Here is a 20,789-nt window from a genome sequence, read left to right as displayed (position 1 = left end):
CCTTTGTACAGTCTCTCCTTACTCAGCAAGTGACCATACATGCTGTAATAAACTCGGTGCCTCTCCTCTTGGGTTGTGCGCTGTGTGGGGACAAAATGTTWCTTCTTCATGTTGGTCTATTTCGCTCTGAGGTTTAGCCTTCTAGCTCAATGGCAATTTACTAAAACGGTGTCAGATCTACTCCCTCGTACGGTTTCCAACTCCAGTTTTCTGCTTCCACAGATCACCACGCTGGAAGACCCCGATTATTCGTCAGTTCGTGTACCACTAAAAAAAAACATCTGCTCATCACAGACTTAAAGCTTACTTCCTCCCTTCGCAACACCGATTAGCTTTTGACTAAACGATGCCCCAACAAACGTCATGCTGTTGGTCAGCTCAGTTTTCTCCTCCACACCATTACTGGGTTTCATTGGCTGAGCTTTACTCACTACTACGGATTCATCTGCCACCTCACACCAACACACGCCTTGGCTCACACCTCGAACGCATGCTTCCAATTCAAGACCGGATTGGATGCCAGGCTTCCCCAGTTACTGCACTGACGCCCTGTTAACAATGCCACCCTCAAACACAGCCTAGGTCTGACTGAGTATCGGGCTTTGCGCTATTTTGCACGCTTACCCACCTAAACTGCCGAAGCAGGTTCACTTGCGTTGTGTACTGTTAACTTCCTATCGCTTCCTTCAGACCCTGCCGTTGGCCAGCAACGCCCTTGCGATTCGGATTCTCTTCCCCCCAGTCGGGGTGAGACAGGTTTCTTACAACCTGACGGGTTTGCCAGCTTCGCTGGGCAAACAAAAAATGCCAGTCAGAGAACTGACTGGCATTTTCGTTAGTTGGAAGGCTTAATCGATATAGAGCAAGCCCTACTCCCACTCGATAGTAGCAGGTGGCTTAGAGGATACGTCGTAAGTCACGCGGGAGATGTGTTCGATTTCGTTGATGATACGACCAGACACTTTCTCTAGCAGTTCGTACGGTAAGTGCGCCCAACGTGCTGTCATGAAGTCGATGGTTTCAACAGCACGAAGTGCTACCACGTATTCGTAACGGCGGCCGTCGCCTACTACGCCAACAGATTTAACTGGAAGGAATACCGCGAAAGCTTGGCTTGTTTTCTCGTACCAGCCAGCGTTGCGTAGCTCTTCGATGAAGATAGCATCAGCACGACGTAGGATGTCAGCGTATTCTTTCTTCACTTCGCCAAGGATACGAACACCTAGACCTGGTCCTGGGAAAGGATGACGGTAAACCATGTCATACGGTAGGCCTAGTTCAAGACCTAGCTTACGCACTTCGTCTTTGAACAGTTCACGCAAAGGCTCAACCAGTTTGAATTGCATGTCTTCTGGCAGACCACCTACGTTGTGGTGAGATTTGATAACGTGTGCTTTGCCTGTTTTAGACGCGGCAGATTCAATCACGTCAGGGTAAATAGTGCCTTGTGCAAGGAACTCTACATCCGTCAGTTTAGTCGCTTCTGTGTCGAAAACGTCGATGAAGGTATTACCAATGATCTTACGTTTCTTCTCTGGATCTGCTTCGTTTGCTAATTTGCCAAGGAACAAGTCTTCCGCATCAACACGAATCACTTTTACGCCCATGTTGTCTGCAAACATTTTCATTACTTGATCGCCTTCATTTAGACGAAGCAAGCCGTTGTCGACAAATACACAAGTCAATTGGTCGCCAATCGCTTTATGAAGCAATGCTGCTACAACAGAAGAATCCACGCCACCAGAAAGGGCTAGAAGAACTTTTTTGTCACCTACTTGCTCTTGCATGCGTTCAATCGCATCTTGTGCGATGTTGGCAGGCGTCCACAAAGTGTCACAACCACAAATATCGACGATGAAACGAGATAGGATACGGCCACCTTGTAACGTATGAGTTACTTCTGGGTGGAATTGTACACCGTAGAATTTCTTCGCTTCGTTGGCCATAGCCGCAATTGGGCAGCTGTCCGTTGACGCCATTAAAGTAAAGTCTTCTGGCATGGTGATAACTTTATCGCCATGACTCATCCAAACATCTAACAAGGCAACGCCATTGTTAGCAATGTGGTCTTGAATGTCGTCAAACAGAGCTGGCCCTTCGTGCTTACGGATTTGCGCGTAACCAAACTCACGGATTTCAGAACCTTGAACTTTACCGCCCAATTGCTCTGCCATGGTTTGCATACCGTAACAAATACCAAATACCGGCACACCCAATGTAAATACTGCTTCTGGTGCACGAGGAGAACCTGGCTCTGGAACGGATTCAGGACCGCCAGCAAGGATGATGCCTTTTGGATCAAAGTCGATAACTTCTTGATCTTCCATATCAAAAGCACGAACTTCACAGTAAACGCCGATTTCACGAACACGACGCGCAATCAGCTGAGTGTACTGAGAACCGAAATCAAGAATAAGAATTTTATGAGCGTGGATATCTTGCGACATTATTAGCCATTCCTTTCACTCTACTTAAGCGTTAAGTCTTTTCGTAGAAGTAATCAATAAATAGTAAGAGCAATAAATAAAGATGGGGCGTGTTGTACGCCCCATCTCGGTGTCAATTATCTCGTGATTAACCAACGTGATAATTTGGCGCTTCTTTCGTAATTGTCACATCATGAACGTGACTTTCACGCATACCAGCACCCGTAATCTGGGAAAACTGAGTCTTAGTACGCATAGTTTCAATATCAGGTGATCCAGTGTAGCCCATGGAAGAACGAACACCACCCATCAACTGATGTACAACCGCTGCCATTGGGCCTTTTGACGGCACACGGCCTTCAATACCCTCTGGAACCAATTTTTCAACGCTGCTTGAATCTTGGAAGTAGCGATCACTTGAACCTTGAGACTGAGACATCGCACCTAGCGAGCCCATACCACGGTACGCTTTAAATGAACGACCTTGGAAAAGTACCACTTCACCTGGCGCTTCATCAGTACCCGCCAATAGTCCACCAACCATGATCACACTCGCACCAGCCGCAATGGCTTTCGCAATGTCACCAGAGAAGCGAACACCGCCATCGGCGATCACTGGAATACCACGAGGATTCATTACTTCAGCTACATTCGCTACCGCACTGATTTGTGGAACACCCACACCAGCAACGATACGAGTGGTACAAATAGAGCCTGGGCCGATACCCACTTTCACGCCATCAGCACCCGCGTCTGCTAGAGCAATCGCTGCTTCTGCTGTCGCGATATTACCGCCAATAACTTGAATATGAGGGAAGTTTTCTTTTACCCAACGAACACGATCAATAACGCCTTTAGAGTGACCATGAGCCGTATCAACAACAATGATATCAACACCAGCATCAGACAAAGCTTTCACTCGATCACCAGTATCCGCGCCAGTACCAACAGCGGCACCAACACGCAAACGACCTTGGTCGTCTTTACATGCATTCGGGTAAGTCGTGGCTTTATTAAAATCGGTTACAGTAACCATGCCACGTAATTCAAATTGCTCATTCACAATCAACACTTTCTCAATGCGATTTTCATGTAGCAATTTGCGAATAGAACCAGATGATGCTCCTTCAAGCGCTGTAACAAGGCGATCTTTTGGAGTCATAATGTCAGAGACTTTTTTATCGTAGTCTTTAACAAAGCGCACATCACGGCTTGTTACGATACCAACCAAGTCAGTACCTTGAACAACTGGAACACTTGAAATGCTGTTCGCGGCCGTCAAGTCCATTAGCTCTTGAACGCTGGCTTCAGGATTGATAGTAACAAGATCACGAACGATGCCGCTTTCGAATTTTTTAACACGACGCACTTCGCGAGCTTGCTCTTCAATGGTCAAGTTTTTGTGCACAATGCCTATGCCACCTTCTTGAGCCAGAGCAATCGCCATGCGATGTTCAGTAACGGTATCCATCGCTGAAGACGTAAGTGGAATATTTAACTCAATGTCTTTAGTGATTTTCGTTTTGAGGCTAACATCCTTAGGAAGAACTTCGGAATAGCCGGGGATAAGCAATACGTCGTCAAACGTTAAAGCTTCTTGCACGATTCGTAACATAATGGGGAGTTTCCAATGCCAACAAGGGTGTTAAGATGGCAAGTAATTCTACTCCAATAGTTGCATTCGGTAAATCAAAACCACGAGAGATTGATGAAAAAATTTACAACTTCTGTGTCACAAGAAACGGCTTTTACCGTATCGCAGCTAAATAGACAGATACAACAACTACTTGAAGCCAGTTTACCGTGGATTCTTGTAGAAGGAGAAATATCCAATCTAGCCAAGCCGAGTTCAGGGCATTGGTATTTTTCTCTTAAAGATGACAAGGCACAAATTCGTTGCGCCATGTTTAAAGGTAAGAACGCGGCTGTACGTTTCAAACCTAAAGATGGCGATATGGTTCGTTTGCGTGCTCGCGTCACTTTTTATGGCCCAAGAGGCGACTGCCAACTCAGCGTCGAAGGCATGGAATCCGCAGGAGAAGGCGCATTACAACAAGCATTTGAGCGATTAAAAAACACCTTGCAAGCCGAAGGTCTGTTCGCGCCTGAACACAAAAAACCTCTGCCCACCAAACCTGAGCGTGTTGCCATCATCACCTCCCCCATTGGTGCAGCAGTGCGAGACATGGTTATTGCCTTTCGTCGTCGATTTCCGTTAACCGAACTGACTATTCTGCCCTCTTTAGTACAGGGCCAAGACGCCGCCAAAAACATTCTAAGACAATTACAACGAGCCGATGGTAGTGGACACTTTGACGCTATTATCCTAGGTCGCGGTGGCGGTTCATTGGAAGATTTATGGAGCTTTAACGACGAAACTCTAGCTCGGGCAATTTTTGCCGCCCAAACTCCTATTGTTTCTGCAGTAGGTCATGAAACTGACTTTACCATTGCGGATTTTGTGGCCGACGTGCGCGCCGCCACGCCAACGGCCGCCGCGGAGCTTTTGAGCCCAGATCGCAATCATCTGGTTCGGCAAATTGAGCAGCAAGAAAAACAACTGGCTCGTCGTATGTCACGCATTCTTGAGCAAAGTCAGCAGCAGCTCGACTTTATGATCAAGCGTATTCGTCATCCGAAAGAGCGCATTGAACAGCAGCAAATCCAGCTCGATCAACTCAAGCGCCGCTTACAACAAAGCATGCAGCGCAAAGTAATAGAGCAACAAACCCAAACCGCCAATCTGGCTCATCGACTTGAAAGAAACAGCCCAAGTCGACGTATTGATCAAGATAGGCAAAAACTAAAAGACATGGATGCTCGCCTTGCTCGCGCACTGAGCAACACCCTAACCAACAAGCAAACTACCTTCGCTCGTATTATCGATAAGCTAAACCTCGTTAGCCCACTCAACACTCTGGCCAGAGGGTACGCAATCGCTTCCAAAGACGAACAGGTAATTCGTTCTGTTAAGGACGTAAAAGCAGGCGATTCAATATCGGTGAGAGTGCAAGATGGCGTACTTTCATGTGATGTAACCAAAGCGTAATAATACTTTAGAGATCAAGTCTTTGGCTTTATTCGGCTTGATCTCTTGCTTCCTCCATGTATCTGCCAAAGAGAATATTCTTAGCGAATCTCGAACGAAAACCCGGCCAACATGCAGCCATAAAATTCATTCCAAATTAATTCGCCCCAAAATGGACGCTTTAAGCTTTCTAAAAAAAGCAAAGAAGTCTTAATAAATGAATAATTGTGCAAAATCTCATCATTCCCTAGTATCGATCGGAGAGTTACTAGCAAGATAAAAAATACAACGGAGCCACATTAAATGTCGGACACTTATAAGATGGAGAGCGTTTCAGCCTCCACACAAAAACCTGCGGATAAAAAACTACTCAAACTCATTGTTGCCTCCTCCATTGGCAACGCCTTGGAATGGTTTGACCTCATCGTGTACGCCTTTTTTGCGCGTACTATTTCTAAACTGTTTTTCCCGACCGATAACGAAACGCTGTCACTCATGTTGGCACTTTTTACGTTCGCGATGTCTTATCTTATTCGCCCAATTGGCGCCATGGTGATAGGCAGTTATGCCGACAAAATTGGCCGTAAAGCCGCGATGCTGTTAACGATTTGGCTGATGATGGCCGGAACCTTTTTGATCGCCGTCATGCCAACCTATGAAACCATTGGCTTACTTGCTCCTTTAGGGATACTGCTTGCGCGATTGTTGCAAGGATTTTCTGCCGGTGGTGAGTTTGGTAGCGCAACGGCAATGTTAGTTGAGCATCATCCGGAACGTAAAGGCTTTATCTCTAGCTTCATGTTTGCCAGCCAAGGGCTTAGTGGTCTATTGGGGGCAGGATTTGGCTTGTTGTTGACCACCACATTAACCACAGATCAGTTAGAAAGCTGGGGCTGGCGAATTCCTTTCTTCTTTGGTTTATTGATTGGCCCTGTGGGGTTATACATTCGCAAACACATTGAGGAAGCAGGTGAATTTACCGAATCAAAAGAAGAGAAAGTGCCGCTAATTGAATTGTTTGCCCATAATAAGCTTGGCATCTTTTTCAATATTGGCGCCATGATACTATCTACATCAGTAACTTATGCCATCATCTTCATGCCGACTTACGCCACAAAATACTTGGGCTTAAGCAACTCCATTGGATACGGCGGCACGCTGATCAGCTATACCGTGTTGATGTTCTTAACACCTTTTGTGGGTATTTTGTCTGACCGCATTGGTCGAACTCGATTAATGATTGCCGCTGGTGTGCTGTTCTTTATTACAGTTTGGCCTGCGTTCTTCGTTTTATCTCACCACCCAACATTAATCATGCTTGCCAGCGTTCTATTTTGGTTAAGTGTCTTGAAGTCTATGTACTTTGGTGGACTGCCTGCTCTAATGTCTGAGATGTTCCCAACTCGTGTTCGAGCAACCGGCATGGCGCTGAGCTACAACATCAGCACAACCTTGTTCGGCAGCTTCACGCCCTTCTTACTAGTCTGGACCATCAGCGCCACAGGCGATCAAATGGCACCAAGTTATTACTTGTTGTTGACCAGTTTTATCAGTTTGCTTGCCTTATTTGGTATTCGCAGACACTTCAAAATCAATTAAAGCAAACCCGTGATTGATCATAAAAAAACGCCACTCGGCGTTTTTTTATGTATCGCAACTAGGATGGAATGGCGTCAGACCAGAAAATTCACGCCGACAACAAACAATAATAGAGCGAACAATCGTCTTAACATAAGCGGGTTTAATTTATGTGCCAACAGCGCCCCAAAACGAGCTGAAAACATGCTCATCAAGGCGATACCAGCTAACGCAGGTAAATATACAAAACCGAGGCTTTTAGACGGCAATAGCGTATGATTCCAACCAATCACTATAAAGGATAAAGTACCCGATAGAGCGATAGGCAAGCCGCAAGCCGCAGAGGTCGCCACAGCTTTTTTGATATCCACCCCTTTCCAAGATAAGAATGGCACCATCAAGGAACCGCCACCGATTCCAAATATGGCCGATACCCAGCCAATCACCACGCCAGCCACAGACATAACCGGTTTTGTTAAGCCCTGCCCCTGACCTTTTGGACGCCAATTTAAGGCCATTTGCAGCGACATTAAGAGCGAAAATACACCAATGATTTGCTGTAAATTCGCTCCCGGAATATAAGAAGCCGTCACGCCCCCCAATGAACTACCGAATAAAATCCCCGCCCCAAGCCAGATAACCATTCGCCACTCTACCGCGCCTTTTTTGTGGTGTGCTAATACGGAGTTTATCGAGGTGAAGAAAATAGCACTGAGTGATGTTCCAACCGCAAGGTGGGTTAATACCTCTCCAGAAAAGCCTTGCAAGGTAAAACTAAAAATCAGCACAGGAACAATGATCAAGCCACCGCCAATGCCAAACAATCCCGCTAATAATCCAGAGCAGGCCCCCAGCGCCAAATACAAAAGAAAATCCATCATAGAATTTACCAAAAAAATCAAAACATTATAGAGCAATACAAAGAAAAACGGCGGCCTCACTGGACCACCGTTTCAAACAGAAAAGTGTGTCTTTTATTCAGGCCAATGTTCGCCCAAGTCCCAAAACAAGCCAGCTGCGGCTAAAAGGCCTTGCTCCACTACGTTCTCAAGCAAATGCTCGTTCGGCGCATGTTGTTTGCAAGAAGGATAAGAGTGTGGCATCCACACCGTCGGCAATGCCAACACATCTGCGAAACAGTGATTTGGAATAGTACCACCCAAGTTAGGCAAAACCGTTACCGTTTTCTCTAACGAGGTTTCCATAGAACGCTTAACAAAGCCAACCCAAGGGTGAGTTGGATCCAAACGCGTCGCGCTGTAACCACCTTCAAAGGTCACCTTTACATCACCCAAACCTTTCTCTTCTAAAAAAGCCGATAGGTTCACCACCAAATTTTGCCAATCCGTTCCTGGCACAATCCGCAAATGACATACGGCTTCAGCTACATCTGGAATGGCTCCAATAGGCTTTTCAACATCACCAGCGCCAATGGCAATCACTTCTAGCGTGTTACAACCAAATAAACGCTCACCTACGCTCAGTTCTTTCTCCCCCCATTGATTATTCAAGGTCGGATCACCCGCGTAGCCACCCACCGTTAACTCGCGCATCATCTCAGCGGTCAGACCACTTGGCAAAGGCGCACGCAAACACTCTGCGGTAATGCGTCCATCAGCAGTTGTTAAACTAGCAAGCGCATGCTGCAAGCGTGTAACTGGGTTCGTAATTACACCGCCCCAGTTACCAGAGTGACGCGCCCCATTGCCCGTTTCGCAGCGTAAACGGAATTGACATACACCACGAGAACCCAAGAAAATCGTGGGGGTTTTGGCATTCAATCTAGGGCCATCCGACGCTAAGAAAAGATCCGCTTTTAACGCCTCTTTTTGCTCGAAGCAAAATTGCTCTAAACCTTTAGAACCCACTTCTTCGCTCATTTCAAATAGAATTTTGACGTTGTAGCCCAATTTGCCATCGCGCGCTTTCAATACGGACTCTAGAGCAAATAAGTTAATCGTATGCTGGCCTTTGTTGTCCGCAGTACCACGGCCAAAGATTTTTTCCTCAATCTGAGTCAATTCCCAAGGATGTGTGCCTTCTTGCCACAGCTCAACTTGTCCATTGGTGACATCCCCATGACCATAAGTTAATAAGGTTGGTAGGGATTCATCTTCTATGCGTTGCGCAATTAATAAGGGCGGGCAAGCGGGTATTGGGTTCGCGAAAATCTCACAATCAAAGCCCAACTTCATTAGCGTCGGTTGGATTTCATCGGTTAAATACGTCATCAATTCCGCACTGGCATTTGGGTTTTGACTCTCGCTCGCAATTGCTACGCGACGAGTTAGCGTGTCGATAAATTGACCATTTTTCATGGTTGCAGCAGCGAATTGCAAAGCGGTTTGACGGCCATGTTGGCTCGTTGTTTGGGACATGATCTCTCCAAAATACGCGAAATGATGATGGCAATTAGCTTAAGATGTAATAAGCTTTACAACAATTATCAATTGCACAATCAAACCTTCTATAAAATAGAAAGCTTATGAATGATATCTCGTTAAAATATTTCCATGCAGTTGCGAAAACTGGTTCATTGTCTGCGGCTTCAGAAGAGCTCCATGTAGCAGTGTCGGCGATCAGTCGACAAATCGCCCAATTAGAAGAAAAGCTTCAGCTGACACTGTTTGAACGCAAAGCCAGAGGCATGTTGCTCACTCCAGCTGGGGATATTCTTTATACCTATTCATTGCGTAATGCATTGGAGTTTAAGAACGTGATGTCAGAAATGAAAGGCATCAGCAATATTCAGCAACAATCTATCGCGCTGGCTTGCCCAGAAGGCATGGCTTGGGACTTTCTTCCCCACGTGATTACGACCTTCCGCTTGGAATACCCAAGTGCGCGCTTTTCATTGCAAGTAGTCGACTCAGGTAAAGCGACTCAACTGGTTAGAGAAGGCCGAGTAGATGCTGCATTTACCTTCAATTTACAGCCTGAACAAGGCGTTGAAGTCTCTCTGCAAGTACCCTCTCCGATCGTCGCCTTATTATCCAAAAATCACCCTCTAGCCAGCCAGCAAGACATTAGTATAAGAGACCTAACCGAGTACCCTGTCGCCACATCTGGTTCAGGAACAACGCTGAGTTACTTATTTGATATTGCTTGTCACATTGAAGGGATACAAATTATCCCAGCCTTATCGAGCGATTCGGCCGGTTCCATTTATACCTTTGCGAGCGAAAGTAAAAACGCTATTGCATTGTGTGGAGAGCTAACCGTGGCAAGACGAGCAAAACAAGATGGGTTAGTGATACGCCCGCTGCGCGAGCCATCATTAGCCCAACGCAGTCTTCAGGTGCAAATTATGTCGAGAAGAAAGTTACCTGCGATCGTACGTTACTTTCTCTCTCACCTCACCGCGTCACTCAAAAGCACAAGTTAACCATATTCGATGCAAAAAAAGACCAAGCCTAATGCCTTAGGCTTGGTCGGATCAGTCTTTAGCATTAGGTGACTTTAAACAGCTCGACTTTCTCTTTCAGATGACTCATTTCATCACCAATGGCGTTCGTCGCCGCTCGACTCTGATTGAATAATTCGGCTGTCTGCTCGCTTTGTGCCGCCAACATAGATAAATGTTGGTTAATATCCTCCACAGAAGCATTTTGAATACTGGCCCGCTCGGCGACCTGCTCATTCATATCGAATAATTGCTGCAAGAAGGCATCAAGTGCATTCACTTTTTCAGACACCAGCTTTTGACTGTCTAGGGTCTGAATGCTTTTCTCACAGGCGACATCCATCTGCGAAGTTACTTGAGTCGATGCTTTTCTTAGCTGGGTAATGATATTTTGAATTTCATTGGTGGATTCGCTAGTACGCTGCGAAAGTATGCGCACCTCATCCGACACTACCGCAAAACCACGACCATGTTCACCCGCCCGAGCAGCTTCAATTGCAGCATTAAGAGCAAGTAAATTAGTCTGTTCTGAAATCGAGCTGATCACATCCAAGACAGAGACAATTTTTTCTATATTTTCATTCAACTCAGTCAAGCTGGTTTTGCTTTGCAACATATCAACTTCAAGCGCTTCTAGAAAAGTCAAACTACTCTGAACTTCTTTATTCGCTTGTTGAAGCTCGACATTACTTTGATCGGACAACTCGCCCGCTTTCGTGGCTAAATCTTTTACCTGCCCACTCTGCTCGGTAATGTCTTGGGTAGAGTTAAAAATCTGCTCTACTGATTGTTTCTCAGCCTCAGAGGCCTGGGAAAGCTCATCTACCTGTTGATGCAGGCCAGCAATCGCACCATCGGTTGTCTTAACCGCATCATTCACCGTCAACAGCGAACCTTTCAATGTTAATAACAAAGAATTAACCGCATCGGCTAATGCTCCGATTTCAGCTTTGTCGGAGCTTTTAACTTGATAATTAAGATCAAGATTGTCAGACACATAACGAACGTCTTTGCCAATAGCAACGATAGGACGAGTCAGTGAACCAATCACGAAATGCAGGACCAGCAAAGAGATCGCAATAAAGCCGATGGAATAAAGAAATGCACTTTGCAGCTGAGAATAGATCGGCGCCATGATTTGCTGTTTCGGCACCGCGAGCATTATAAATCTATCTAACACTGGCACCCACAAAGAGCCAAGATAAAAGACTTGTCCATTAATGGTCACATCATCGATAACTACGTCATTCTTATTGTTCAGAAAGCTAGAAATATGGCTTTTATCAACCATATCCATAAATGAAGAATCACCTTTTGCTTGAATCACGCCATCACTAGTTACCAACATGGCACGACCCTGCTGACCGACTTGGAGCTTCTGAACCATATTAATTAGCTTATCGGCCTTAATCCCAAGCCCTGCTACGGAATAGGGTTTATTGGTATTCGGATCAAGATCATCACTACGATAGTTAATAAACAACATCTTGTATTCATATTCTAAATTCAGTTCGTAATCTTGTCCTGTCGCCAAAAAATTCGGATAGAACTCTTTGTATGGATAGTCTGATAGCGGCGTTCTGAAGAAGTTTTTTTCATAGCCAAAATATTCCAAACCATTTTGGCCATTTAACACATAAAAAACCGAATCACTTCCTGCAATGTCTTTTACAGATTTCAACTTAGCTTCAATAAAAGAAAGCTGATTATCCGCCGCCCCTTTTCGCACCCACTCTTCGACAAAGTTATCGTTTGTCATCAAGTGAGAGGCCGTAATTAAAGGCGTAATTTCGGTACTGATTTGCGAGGCTAAATTACTGAGATGGGTTGGTAAAACTTCTTTTTTTAACTGCTCCAGCTCGGTATCCAGAGTGGAAAGAGCTTGAGTACAGACAGATACTGCCGTGCTAACAACGAGCAACAAAGCGAGTACAGAGAACATACGGCTTCTGATAGATAAACTTTGCCACTTCATAATAACATCCTTATTATTCGCTACTTTGTAAAATTATCGTAAGATACTACACCTCAATTCATACCAAAAACAAAACAAATTTCGTACAACAAAGAACAAAATTCCCTATCATCAAAACCATTGATCTATATCAATAAAACAAGCCTAGACTGATAAAACTACGACAATTCATAGCGCTCGATTTTTTTAATCAGCCCTTGTCGAGAAATCCCTAACTGCTTAGCTGCTTGTGTGCGGTTACCTTGATTCTTCTCTAAGGCTTGGGTAATCAAACGAATTTCAAGGTCACGCACCTGCTCATCTAGCGAAGCGTCACTTGTTGGCAAATTAGCCGACGTTAGGCGAATTTTCTCACCTGTTGGATACAAGAGCTGAATCTCGTCCAAAGTGATCCGTCCTTGAGGACAAATAGATGCCACACTTTCCAGCGCATTTTTCAACTCACGGACGTTGCCCGGCCAAGCTTGTTCACGAAACCATTGCATGGCTTCTGGACTAAGCTGAAGCGGTATAGATTGCTGATTTTGCAAACGCTGCAAAAAGGATTGCAGCAACACAGGGACGTCTTCTAGTCGCTCCGACAACGCTTGGGTTTCAATATTGACGCCTTTAATGCGGTAATACAGATCCTCTCGGAAACTGCCTTCTCGAACCTTTTCAACTAAATCGGCATTGGTCGCTGAGATCACTCGAATATCAATGTGCTTTTGCTCTCGTCCTCCCACCGGAAAGAAAGTGCCTTCTTGCAACACCCGCAGCAACTTGACCTGCATGGCTAATGGCATTTCGCCGATTTCATCCAAAAACAAGGTGCCACCATCGGCTAAACTCAATAAACCGACTTTGTCTTTTTCCGCCCCTGTGAACGCGCCTTTCACATAACCAAACAACTCACTTTCCAACAATTCCGCTGGAATCGCACCACAGTGAACAGACACAAACGGCTTGGCCGCGCGGTGGCTCAAGTCATGCAAGGTACGAGAAATGACCTCTTTGCCAGTACCAGATGGCCCAGTCACCAAGACACGTACATCGGTCGGTGCAATCCGCTCCACCAGCGCCCTCACCTTTTGCGAACTCACCGAATGACCAATGTAGGCCGCCGCCCCTTGAGCGGATCCGCTCACTTGTTTTAACTGAGTTAACTCGCGTTCCAAGGTGGTTTTGGTGATGGCCCGACGCACCACCACGGCCAACATATCAGGATCAATCGGCTTGGCAATGAAGTCCCATGCCCCGAGTTCAATGGCTTTTAAGGCCAAGTCTCGATCGGCGTGGCCTGTGATAATAATCACTGGGCGGCCAGCGAATTCATCCATAGCCTCCAAGGTCACTTGTGGATCAAAATGCGGTGGCATAGATAAATCCAATAACACCAAGTCCGCATCAAATTCCGCTAACGCCAATTTGGCTTCGGCTAAACTCGCCGCCGTTTTCACATGGTAATCTTGGTTCGCCAACCAACGGCTTGCCAGTTCACGAAAAGCGGGTTCGTCATCAACCAATAGTATTTTATTTTGTGTCATGGAATTCTCTATTTGAAAGCGCTGCGCCAGAAAAATGGCGCGGTAAAATAAGTTCGAAGGTCACTGGCCAAGCCAAATCAGAGCGATGCCAAATCTTCCCGCCATGGGCGTCAACAATACGGCGTACAATGGCTAAGCCAAGGCCACTACCGCCAGCTCGCTTGGTCACAAAGGGTTGAAACAAGGCTTCACCTTGTAAGCTTGCATCGATTGCGGGCCCATTGTTATGGACGTGAATCACAACCTGTTGGCCCTCTTCTTTGGCTTCAATAAACAACTTGCCATCGGGCGTGGAGCGTAAAAAGGACACGGCATTATCAATCAGGTTGATAAACACTTGCTGCAATCGCTGCGAGTCTGCCTCCAGCTCCAGCGTTTCATCTATATCAAGCTCATAACTCACGCCTTCAAGCTGAGCTTGCGCCAGTATGCTAGCAATCAATGATCGCAATGGCGTGGCAACAATTTGCAATGACAATCCACCCGAATAAACCAACATATCGCTCACTAAACGGTCGGCTCGCTTAAGTTGAGTCTGAATATGCTGGCGTGTATCCACAGGCGCGTCATAAGCGGCCATGGAAATGATATTGAGCGGGTTGCGCAGCTCATGGGCCATTGCCGCGGACAAACTGCCCAGTTCTACCAAATGTTGTTCATCCATGCGTTTTCGTTCCGCCACCGCCAAGGCCAAGGATCTCTCCAACAAACCACAACTGGTGGTAAACAAAGACGCGAACACTTCCGCCGTAAGACGCATGCCAGGACTGGCATCTTCCCAACCGATTAATACAAAGTGCCAATCCGACTCAGACCGAGACACTTGTATAGCCAGCGCGTTATTCTTTTCTTCTACTGGAAAGTCGCCATGTTGCAATTGAATCGCTACGGCTTGTCTTATTTGTCTCGAAAGTAACTGCTCACCAACATTAGTTAATTCTGCCCAGTCCTGAGCCTCTTTCAACTGGGTTGACCAGGTATCTAACACAGCTTCATTTAATAAAGCACCGGGGTAAATAAGCCGAGAAACCAAACGACTTAAAGGCTGATAAATCACCGCCGCCACCACCAAAATCAGCAAGGAATACAACCAGAGTTGCCAACTGGGTACATTGGCCAGCGCTTGCAGGCCGATACGACCAGACACCACGCTGATGACCGCGATCACACAGAGAATCACCAACATCATGGCAACCCAAAGCAAAGCACGATTGGCAAAGGCATTGACCGACAAAATTTGATAGCGAACTACCGCATAAACCAGCAGCAGCAAATAGGTTGGCAGCAAGAGCATGGGGTACGGAAACCAACTAATGCCAAAGGAAGGAAATACAAAACTGGTCGCTAACAATAAGCCCCAAGCACCAACGCCAAACATCGCCAAAATCGAGCGTTTTTTATTGCCGGAATGACGATACCAGCCAAATAACAACACCCCATGCGCCAAGATACCGACCAACACTGTGTAGGCAAGGTTCCACGCCCCTGCCTCGGTGAAGATAAAAAAGGAACGCGTATCCAAGGTACTGATGGCATCACCCGCTCCTATCCACCAGCTTTGTAAAACCACCGCAAAACTGGTCAGATAAAACCAAGGTACTGCTTGATATAAGCGTTCTAACATCGGCTCTTTAACCGAGCCAGAGTTCACAAAACGAATCGCAAAGTGTAAGAAGAAGGTCGGCATCAACGGGTTTGCCAGGATGATATGAATGCCAATTTGCTCGTAGCCCTGAAACAAAACTACATGCCCGAAGCACCAAATCGCCATCATAATGGCAAAACCTGCCAAGGCTTGTAGATCACTTTGTTTTCTTGCTCGCCACAATAACCACACCGCGACCAATACGCCGCACACACTGGTCACCAACATGGCCACTTCAAACATCAGGGAAAGTGTCAAAATCGTAAACCTCGTTTACACCTAAAAGTGAGAAAATCGTAAACCTTTTTTACACCACAAGCAAAGCTAGAAAATTTCCCTTTAAAATCATCAACATAAATTTAACTAATAGTTGGCCTATCCCTTGCTATAGGTAAGACAACCTTGATCTAAATCAAACTATTCTCAAATGACAGGACAAGCATCATGAATACTGGCTTTTTAATGACCGAAATCATCGCACTTTTTAGCATTGTAGGCTTAGCGCTGCTACCTCTGGCTTTACAGCAAATGCGTACTCAACGCATTAAGAACAATTCCTAAGCCCATCTTATTTTAAACGGGAGTTGCCATGGACCTCGATGTCGCCATTTTATCTCGCATACAGTTCGCCTTTACGGTGAGCTTTCATATTATTTTCCCCAGTATCACCATTGGTTTGGCGACGCTGATTACCATTTGGGAAGGCTTATGGCTTAAAACACACAACCCTTATTACTTACAACTGGCTAAGTTTTGGATCAAACCTTTTGCCATTACCTTCGGTATGGGCGTGGTTTCTGGCATCGTTTTGTCCTATGAATTTGGCACCAACTTCTCCAAATTCTCGGAGATTACTGGCGCGGTACTTGGGCCGCTGATGGCTTACGAAGTGCTCACCGCTTTCTTCATGGAAGCCGGTTTCCTTGGCGTAATGCTATTTGGTTGGCAACGAGTTGGTCGCAAACTGCATTTCTTCGCGACGCTCACCGTTATGGTAGGTACTTGGATTTCAGCGTTTTGGATCATTGTGGCGAACTCTTGGATGCAAACACCAACAGGCTACAAGATCATCGATGGCAAGTTTGAAGTGGAAAGCTGGATGGAAGTGATTTTCAACCCATCTATGCCGTATCGCCTTACTCACATGGTAGTTGCGTCATTAATTACGGCAACCTTCGTGGTAGCGGGCATCAGCGCCTATTACTTATTGAAAAAGAAAAACATTCCTTTTGCCAAAAAAGGCTTGTCCATGTGCATGTGGTTTGCCTTGGTGCTAACACCACTGCAAGCATGGATCGGTGATATGCACGGTTTGAACGTAAGAGAACATCAGCCTACTAAATTGGCAGCAATGGAAGGCATTTGGCCTGCCGAAGAAGAAAACGTTCCGCTCTTGCTATTTGCTATGCCAAATATGGAGACCGAATCCAACGATTATCAAGTCGGTATTCCAAACCTAGGTAGCTTGATCTTGACTCACTCTTGGGATGGCGCTGTACAAGGCCTAAAAGCCGTACCACCAGAAGACAGACCAAACGTGCCGTTAGTATTTTGGTCTTTCCGTGTCATGGTTGGTATTGGGTTTGGCATGATGGGCATTGCTACGCTAGCACTCTTGTTACGTCGTAAAGGCCGCTTATATGAAAACAAAGCGTTTCTGTCTCTTGTAACATTATTTACACCTATGGGTGTCATTGCTGTACTAGCAGGTTGGTATGTGGTCGAAATCGGTCGCCAGCCTTGGATTGTCTATAACCTGGTTAGAACATCCGAGATCGTATCGCCACTGCCAGCGGAACGAGTGCTCTTTACCTTGACTATGTTTGTCATCATTTACACCCTGCTGATCGGTGTTTACCTCTACTTCATGCGTAAGTTGATTAAGAAAGGACCACCTTCAATGGAAACACTAGAGCAGCAACTGATTGGCATGAAAGCACCGGGCTATGCATTGGCTTGGGTTAAATCCCTAAAATCAAAAGATCAACCAACAATAGAACAAGGAGATAAATGATGGATTTGGCTCTTTTCTACTTCCTTGTCTTAGGCTTTGCCATCTTTATGTATGTGTTGCTCGATGGCTTCGACCTAGGGATTGGCATTCTCTACCCTTGGTTTAACCAAGAAGGCGAGCGTGACCATTTAATGCGCTCTATTTCACACGTATGGGATGGTAACGAAACTTGGTTAGTCTTTGGTGGTGTGGTGTTGTTTGCGGCGTTTCCAGCCGCTTATGCTGGCATTACTTCAACCTTTTATTTGCCCATCATGCTAATGCTGTTTGCCTTGATCTTTCGTGGCGTGGCGTTTGAGTATCGCTTTAAATCCGATACCTCTCGTCCCTATTGGGATTTCGCCTTTAGCGCAGGATCTGCCATTGCGGCGTTTTGCCAAGGCATGTTACTAGGCTCAATCGTGCAAGGTGTACCAGTTGGGGTAGACAGTTTGTCTAGCTTGCATTGGTTGACGCCGTTTTCCATCTTGACTGGTTTTGCCGTTATGGCAGGTTATGCGCTATTAGCCGCTTGTTATCTGTTTATGAAGAGCCGTGGACGCATTCAAGAACATGCCGCAAAACTCGGCAAACAGCTTTTGTTGATTACCATTTTGGCCATGGTGATCGTCAGCGTATGGACGATAGCAAGCCAAGTTGAAATTCGTCAGCGTTGGTTTTCTGGTGTGAATTTCCTATGGTTATCACCCTTACCTATCATCACCTTGGTGGTCGCGGTTTTGGCCTGGAGAGATCTAAACAGTCACGCTACAGGAACCGTTCATCATGAAGGTCGACCTTTTTGGTATGCCGCCACCCTGTTTTTATTAGGCTTCGCTGGCCTTGTGGTCGGTCTGTTCCCTTATCTGATACCAAGACAATTAACCTTTATGGAAGCAGCATCGCCAGACAGTAGCTTGCTTTTCTTGCTTCCAGGTATATGCATTTTCGTCCCACTTATTTGCACCTACACCTTATGGGGCTACCGTGTTTTTTCTGGCAAGGTGGAAGATTATCAGGAGGGCTACTAATGTCTCTAAAAAAATTAAAAGCCAAAGCCGCCAAGCTCAAATCGTGGCAATGGTTTTTACTCTTGTACGGCGTCGGTTTCATTGCTGTATTAAGCGCGTCTTACGGCATTAAACTATTGATGACTGGACTGCCTTAAAAAACCATAGTTACTAAGAAAATTGATAACATAAAGCGCGCATTTCATTTATCGAAATGTGCGCTTTTTAGTATCGGTTGTTTGATTTTCTAGACTATTATGTTTCAGCCTTCATGCTATTGGGGGTTGATTGAATGCCTGCCCTGAACAGCAATCCAGCAAACAGCACAATACCGATAACACGAGCGCCCAACACAGCAATAGACGTGTCCGTAGCCGCTGCAGGCCAAGCAATTAATACCGCTGCGACCACATAGGCCAAACGAGTAGGCCAAGATAAATTCTCACGTAACCAACCAGAAAAGCCTATGCTCATTGATGCAGTTGCCAAGGTCGCAAACGAGATCGCGGCAATAACACTGGCTGTAGTTCCGATTAACAAAATACCAGGCATAGTGACGAACAAGAACGGCACTAAGAGTTTTACAAAACCCAAACGCATAGACTCAATCGCCGTCTCATTAGGATCTGCTCCGGAAATAGTAGAAGCAGCGTAAGCAGCCAATGCGACAGGAGGAGTAATAGCTGATACCAAACCAAAGTAAAAAATAAACATATGCGCCGACAAGGTTTCCATACCTAACTGTGTCATCGCCGGAGCAACCAATACCGCGAGCAATAAATACGCCGCTGATGTCGGTAACCCCATACCTAAGACAAAAGACGCCAACGCAGTGAGCAACAAGACAGCCCACAAATTGCCATCGCCCAGTTCAATGATCAAACCAGACAACATCAAGCCCATACCGGTTAAATTCAATATCCCGATAATCACGCCTGCCGCCGCCACAGCTGCAACGATTGGTAAGGTTGAAGACAATGTCTCTTTACAAGCAGCTATAATATCTAGCGGATTTATACGAGTGGCTTTTTTCCAAGGACAAACTAACAAACCAGCTAGAATACCCATAACAGCGGCTTGAGTTGGTGACTTGCCTGAAATCATCAGGCCGATCAAAACCACCAATGGAAGCAGAAGATAGCTCTTCGTTCTCAGAGTTCTTAGTAACAACTGTAAGCCAGCTTCTGTGTCCCTTGCTAAGTTAAGACGTCCTGCCTCAAGGCGAACCGAAATCATCAAGGCTAAAATATACAAAAGCGCGGGAACCAAGGCCGCCATTGCCACTTCAGCATAAGGAATCCCAATCATTTCCGCCATCAAGAAAGCAGCTGCACCCATAACTGGCGGCATAATTTGTCCAGCGGAAGACGCGGCGGCTTCAATCGCACCAGCCAATTTTGCGCTGTAACCAACACGTTTCATTAATGGAATGGTAAAGGTACCTGTGGTCACCACGTTTGCGACAGCACTGCCGTTAAGCGAACCAAGCAATGCACTAGACAAAGCGGCAGACAATCCAGGACCACCTTGCACGCGCCCCGTCAAACCACGGGCCAAATCAACAAACACTTCGCCTGTCCCAATCTTAGTTAAGATGGCACCAAACAAACCAAATAGGAAAATATATTCAACGGCGACGCCCATGGGCACACCATAAACTCCTTCAGTTGATAACATCAGGGTTGAGGTAAAACGGCTTATGTCATAACCGCCATGACCATATTTACCGGGGATCAAATAGCCAAAGTACGCGTAAAGGAAAGCGAGGGCCATTAAGGTAATCAATGCCCAGCCTACCGCGATACGAACAAAAACAAACACCACCACAATGAGAGCAATAAAGATCAACCTATCTTGCTCAACCGACATAGCACCACGCATAACAATGTCAATGTAGTAATGCCACAAATAAGGTCCTGGAATTAACGCTAATAAAGCCAATAGATAAAACGCTCCACGACCCACGACACTTTTGTATCTCAGCGCATAAAACAGCATGGCAGCCGCTGCGACTAAAGAGAAAAACGACGATCTCAATAGCAACGCGGTAATGCCGCCATAATACGCGCCATAAAGTACAAGACCGGCGATTCCAGCGGCGATCACACTAAACAATAAAGAGACTGCTAGACGTTCCTTGCCACCAGCGAATTTTGATTCAAGGAGCAAGCTTTGAAAGCCATTGCTGGAACCTGAGTTCAACAT

15 protein-coding genes are annotated in these 20,789 nt (G+C 45.9%); 6 read left to right on the top strand and 9 right to left on the bottom strand.

Going from position 1 to position 20,789, the window contains the following annotated elements:
- Positions 1–296: 296 nt before the first annotated feature.
- The 3 genes from B6N13_RS22275 to guaB all read right to left on the bottom strand — a co-directional run bounded on the left by B6N13_RS22275 (position 297) and on the right by guaB (position 4,041).
- Positions 297–500 (bottom strand): hypothetical protein, encoded by a 204-nt coding sequence (locus B6N13_RS22275; protein ID WP_169459811.1) that lies wholly within the window; start codon positions 498–500, stop codon positions 297–299.
- Positions 501–869: 369 nt separating this feature from the next.
- Positions 870–2,447, bottom strand: a complete 1,578-nt coding sequence (gene guaA, locus B6N13_RS22270; RefSeq protein WP_169460652.1) for a glutamine-hydrolyzing GMP synthase — start codon at positions 2,445–2,447, stop codon at positions 870–872.
- Between the two features lie 127 nt (positions 2,448–2,574).
- Complete coding sequence (gene guaB / locus B6N13_RS22265; RefSeq protein WP_169460651.1) at positions 2,575–4,041, bottom strand: IMP dehydrogenase; 1,467 nt, start codon at positions 4,039–4,041, stop codon at positions 2,575–2,577.
- A 93-nt stretch (positions 4,042–4,134) separates the two neighbouring features.
- Here guaB and xseA point away from each other — a divergent pair, with 93 nt between their 5' ends.
- Entirely contained in the window at positions 4,135–5,475 is a 1,341-nt protein-coding gene (gene xseA, locus B6N13_RS22260; protein ID WP_169460650.1) for an exodeoxyribonuclease VII large subunit, read from the top strand.
- A 282-nt stretch (positions 5,476–5,757) separates the two neighbouring features.
- Positions 5,758–7,053: an MFS transporter gene (locus tag B6N13_RS22255; protein WP_012071811.1), complete on the top strand. Its 1,296-nt coding sequence runs from the start codon at positions 5,758–5,760 to the stop codon at positions 7,051–7,053.
- Positions 7,054–7,127: 74 nt separating this feature from the next.
- Here B6N13_RS22255 and B6N13_RS22250 read toward each other — a convergent pair whose 3' ends face one another.
- Together B6N13_RS22250 and B6N13_RS22245 are read right to left on the bottom strand one after the other, a co-directional pair.
- On the bottom strand, positions 7,128–7,913 hold the full coding sequence (locus B6N13_RS22250; RefSeq protein ID WP_348981563.1) for a sulfite exporter TauE/SafE family protein: 786 nt from the start codon (positions 7,911–7,913) through the stop codon (positions 7,128–7,130).
- 93 nt (positions 7,914–8,006) lie between these two features.
- Positions 8,007–9,410, bottom strand: coding sequence for a M20 family metallopeptidase (locus B6N13_RS22245; RefSeq protein WP_169460649.1), 1,404 nt, complete (start codon positions 9,408–9,410; stop codon positions 8,007–8,009).
- 107 nt (positions 9,411–9,517) lie between these two features.
- Here B6N13_RS22245 and B6N13_RS22240 point away from each other — a divergent pair, with 107 nt between their 5' ends.
- Positions 9,518–10,417, top strand: a complete 900-nt coding sequence (locus B6N13_RS22240; protein ID WP_169460648.1) for a LysR family transcriptional regulator — start codon at positions 9,518–9,520, stop codon at positions 10,415–10,417.
- Positions 10,418–10,481: 64 nt separating this feature from the next.
- Here B6N13_RS22240 and B6N13_RS22235 read toward each other — a convergent pair whose 3' ends face one another.
- The 3 genes from B6N13_RS22235 to B6N13_RS22225 form a co-directional block, all read right to left on the bottom strand.
- Positions 10,482–12,410, bottom strand: coding sequence for a methyl-accepting chemotaxis protein (locus tag B6N13_RS22235; protein ID WP_169460647.1), 1,929 nt, complete (start codon positions 12,408–12,410; stop codon positions 10,482–10,484).
- Positions 12,411–12,568: 158 nt separating this feature from the next.
- Entirely contained in the window at positions 12,569–13,936 is a 1,368-nt protein-coding gene (locus tag B6N13_RS22230) for a sigma-54 dependent transcriptional regulator (RefSeq protein ID WP_169460646.1), read from the bottom strand.
- Complete coding sequence (locus B6N13_RS22225; protein WP_248280414.1) at positions 13,923–15,839, bottom strand: sensor histidine kinase; 1,917 nt, start codon at positions 15,837–15,839, stop codon at positions 13,923–13,925. The genes B6N13_RS22230 and B6N13_RS22225 overlap by 14 nt, the downstream gene beginning before the upstream one ends.
- Before the next feature lie 331 nt (positions 15,840–16,170).
- On the opposite strand from B6N13_RS22225, the gene B6N13_RS22220 reads away from it, so the two are divergent.
- Genes B6N13_RS22220 through B6N13_RS22210 form a run of 3 tightly spaced genes read left to right on the top strand, consistent with a single transcriptional unit; the run spans position 16,171 to position 18,742 of the window.
- Positions 16,171–17,595, top strand: coding sequence for a cytochrome ubiquinol oxidase subunit I (locus B6N13_RS22220; RefSeq protein ID WP_169460645.1), 1,425 nt, complete (start codon positions 16,171–16,173; stop codon positions 17,593–17,595).
- A complete protein-coding gene (gene cydB / locus B6N13_RS22215; protein WP_248280413.1) occupies positions 17,592–18,605 on the top strand; it encodes a cytochrome d ubiquinol oxidase subunit II in 1,014 nt (337 codons plus the stop codon). Before B6N13_RS22220 ends, cydB begins: the two co-directional genes overlap by 4 nt.
- A complete protein-coding gene (locus B6N13_RS22210; RefSeq protein ID WP_157036018.1) occupies positions 18,605–18,742 on the top strand; it encodes a hypothetical protein in 138 nt (45 codons plus the stop codon). The genes cydB and B6N13_RS22210 overlap by 1 nt, the downstream gene beginning before the upstream one ends.
- A 97-nt stretch (positions 18,743–18,839) precedes the next feature.
- On the opposite strand, the gene B6N13_RS22205 is transcribed toward B6N13_RS22210, so the two are convergent.
- Positions 18,840–20,789 carry a TRAP transporter fused permease subunit gene (locus B6N13_RS22205; protein WP_169460644.1) on the bottom strand — a complete coding sequence of 650 codons (1,950 nt, stop codon included), beginning with the start codon at positions 20,787–20,789 and terminating at the stop codon, positions 18,840–18,842.

This window comes from Marinomonas sp. UCMA 3892 (assembly GCF_012726345.1).
GTDB lineage: Bacteria > Pseudomonadota > Gammaproteobacteria > Pseudomonadales > Marinomonadaceae > Marinomonas.
This window is presented reverse-complemented; position numbering and strand designations above follow the sequence as displayed.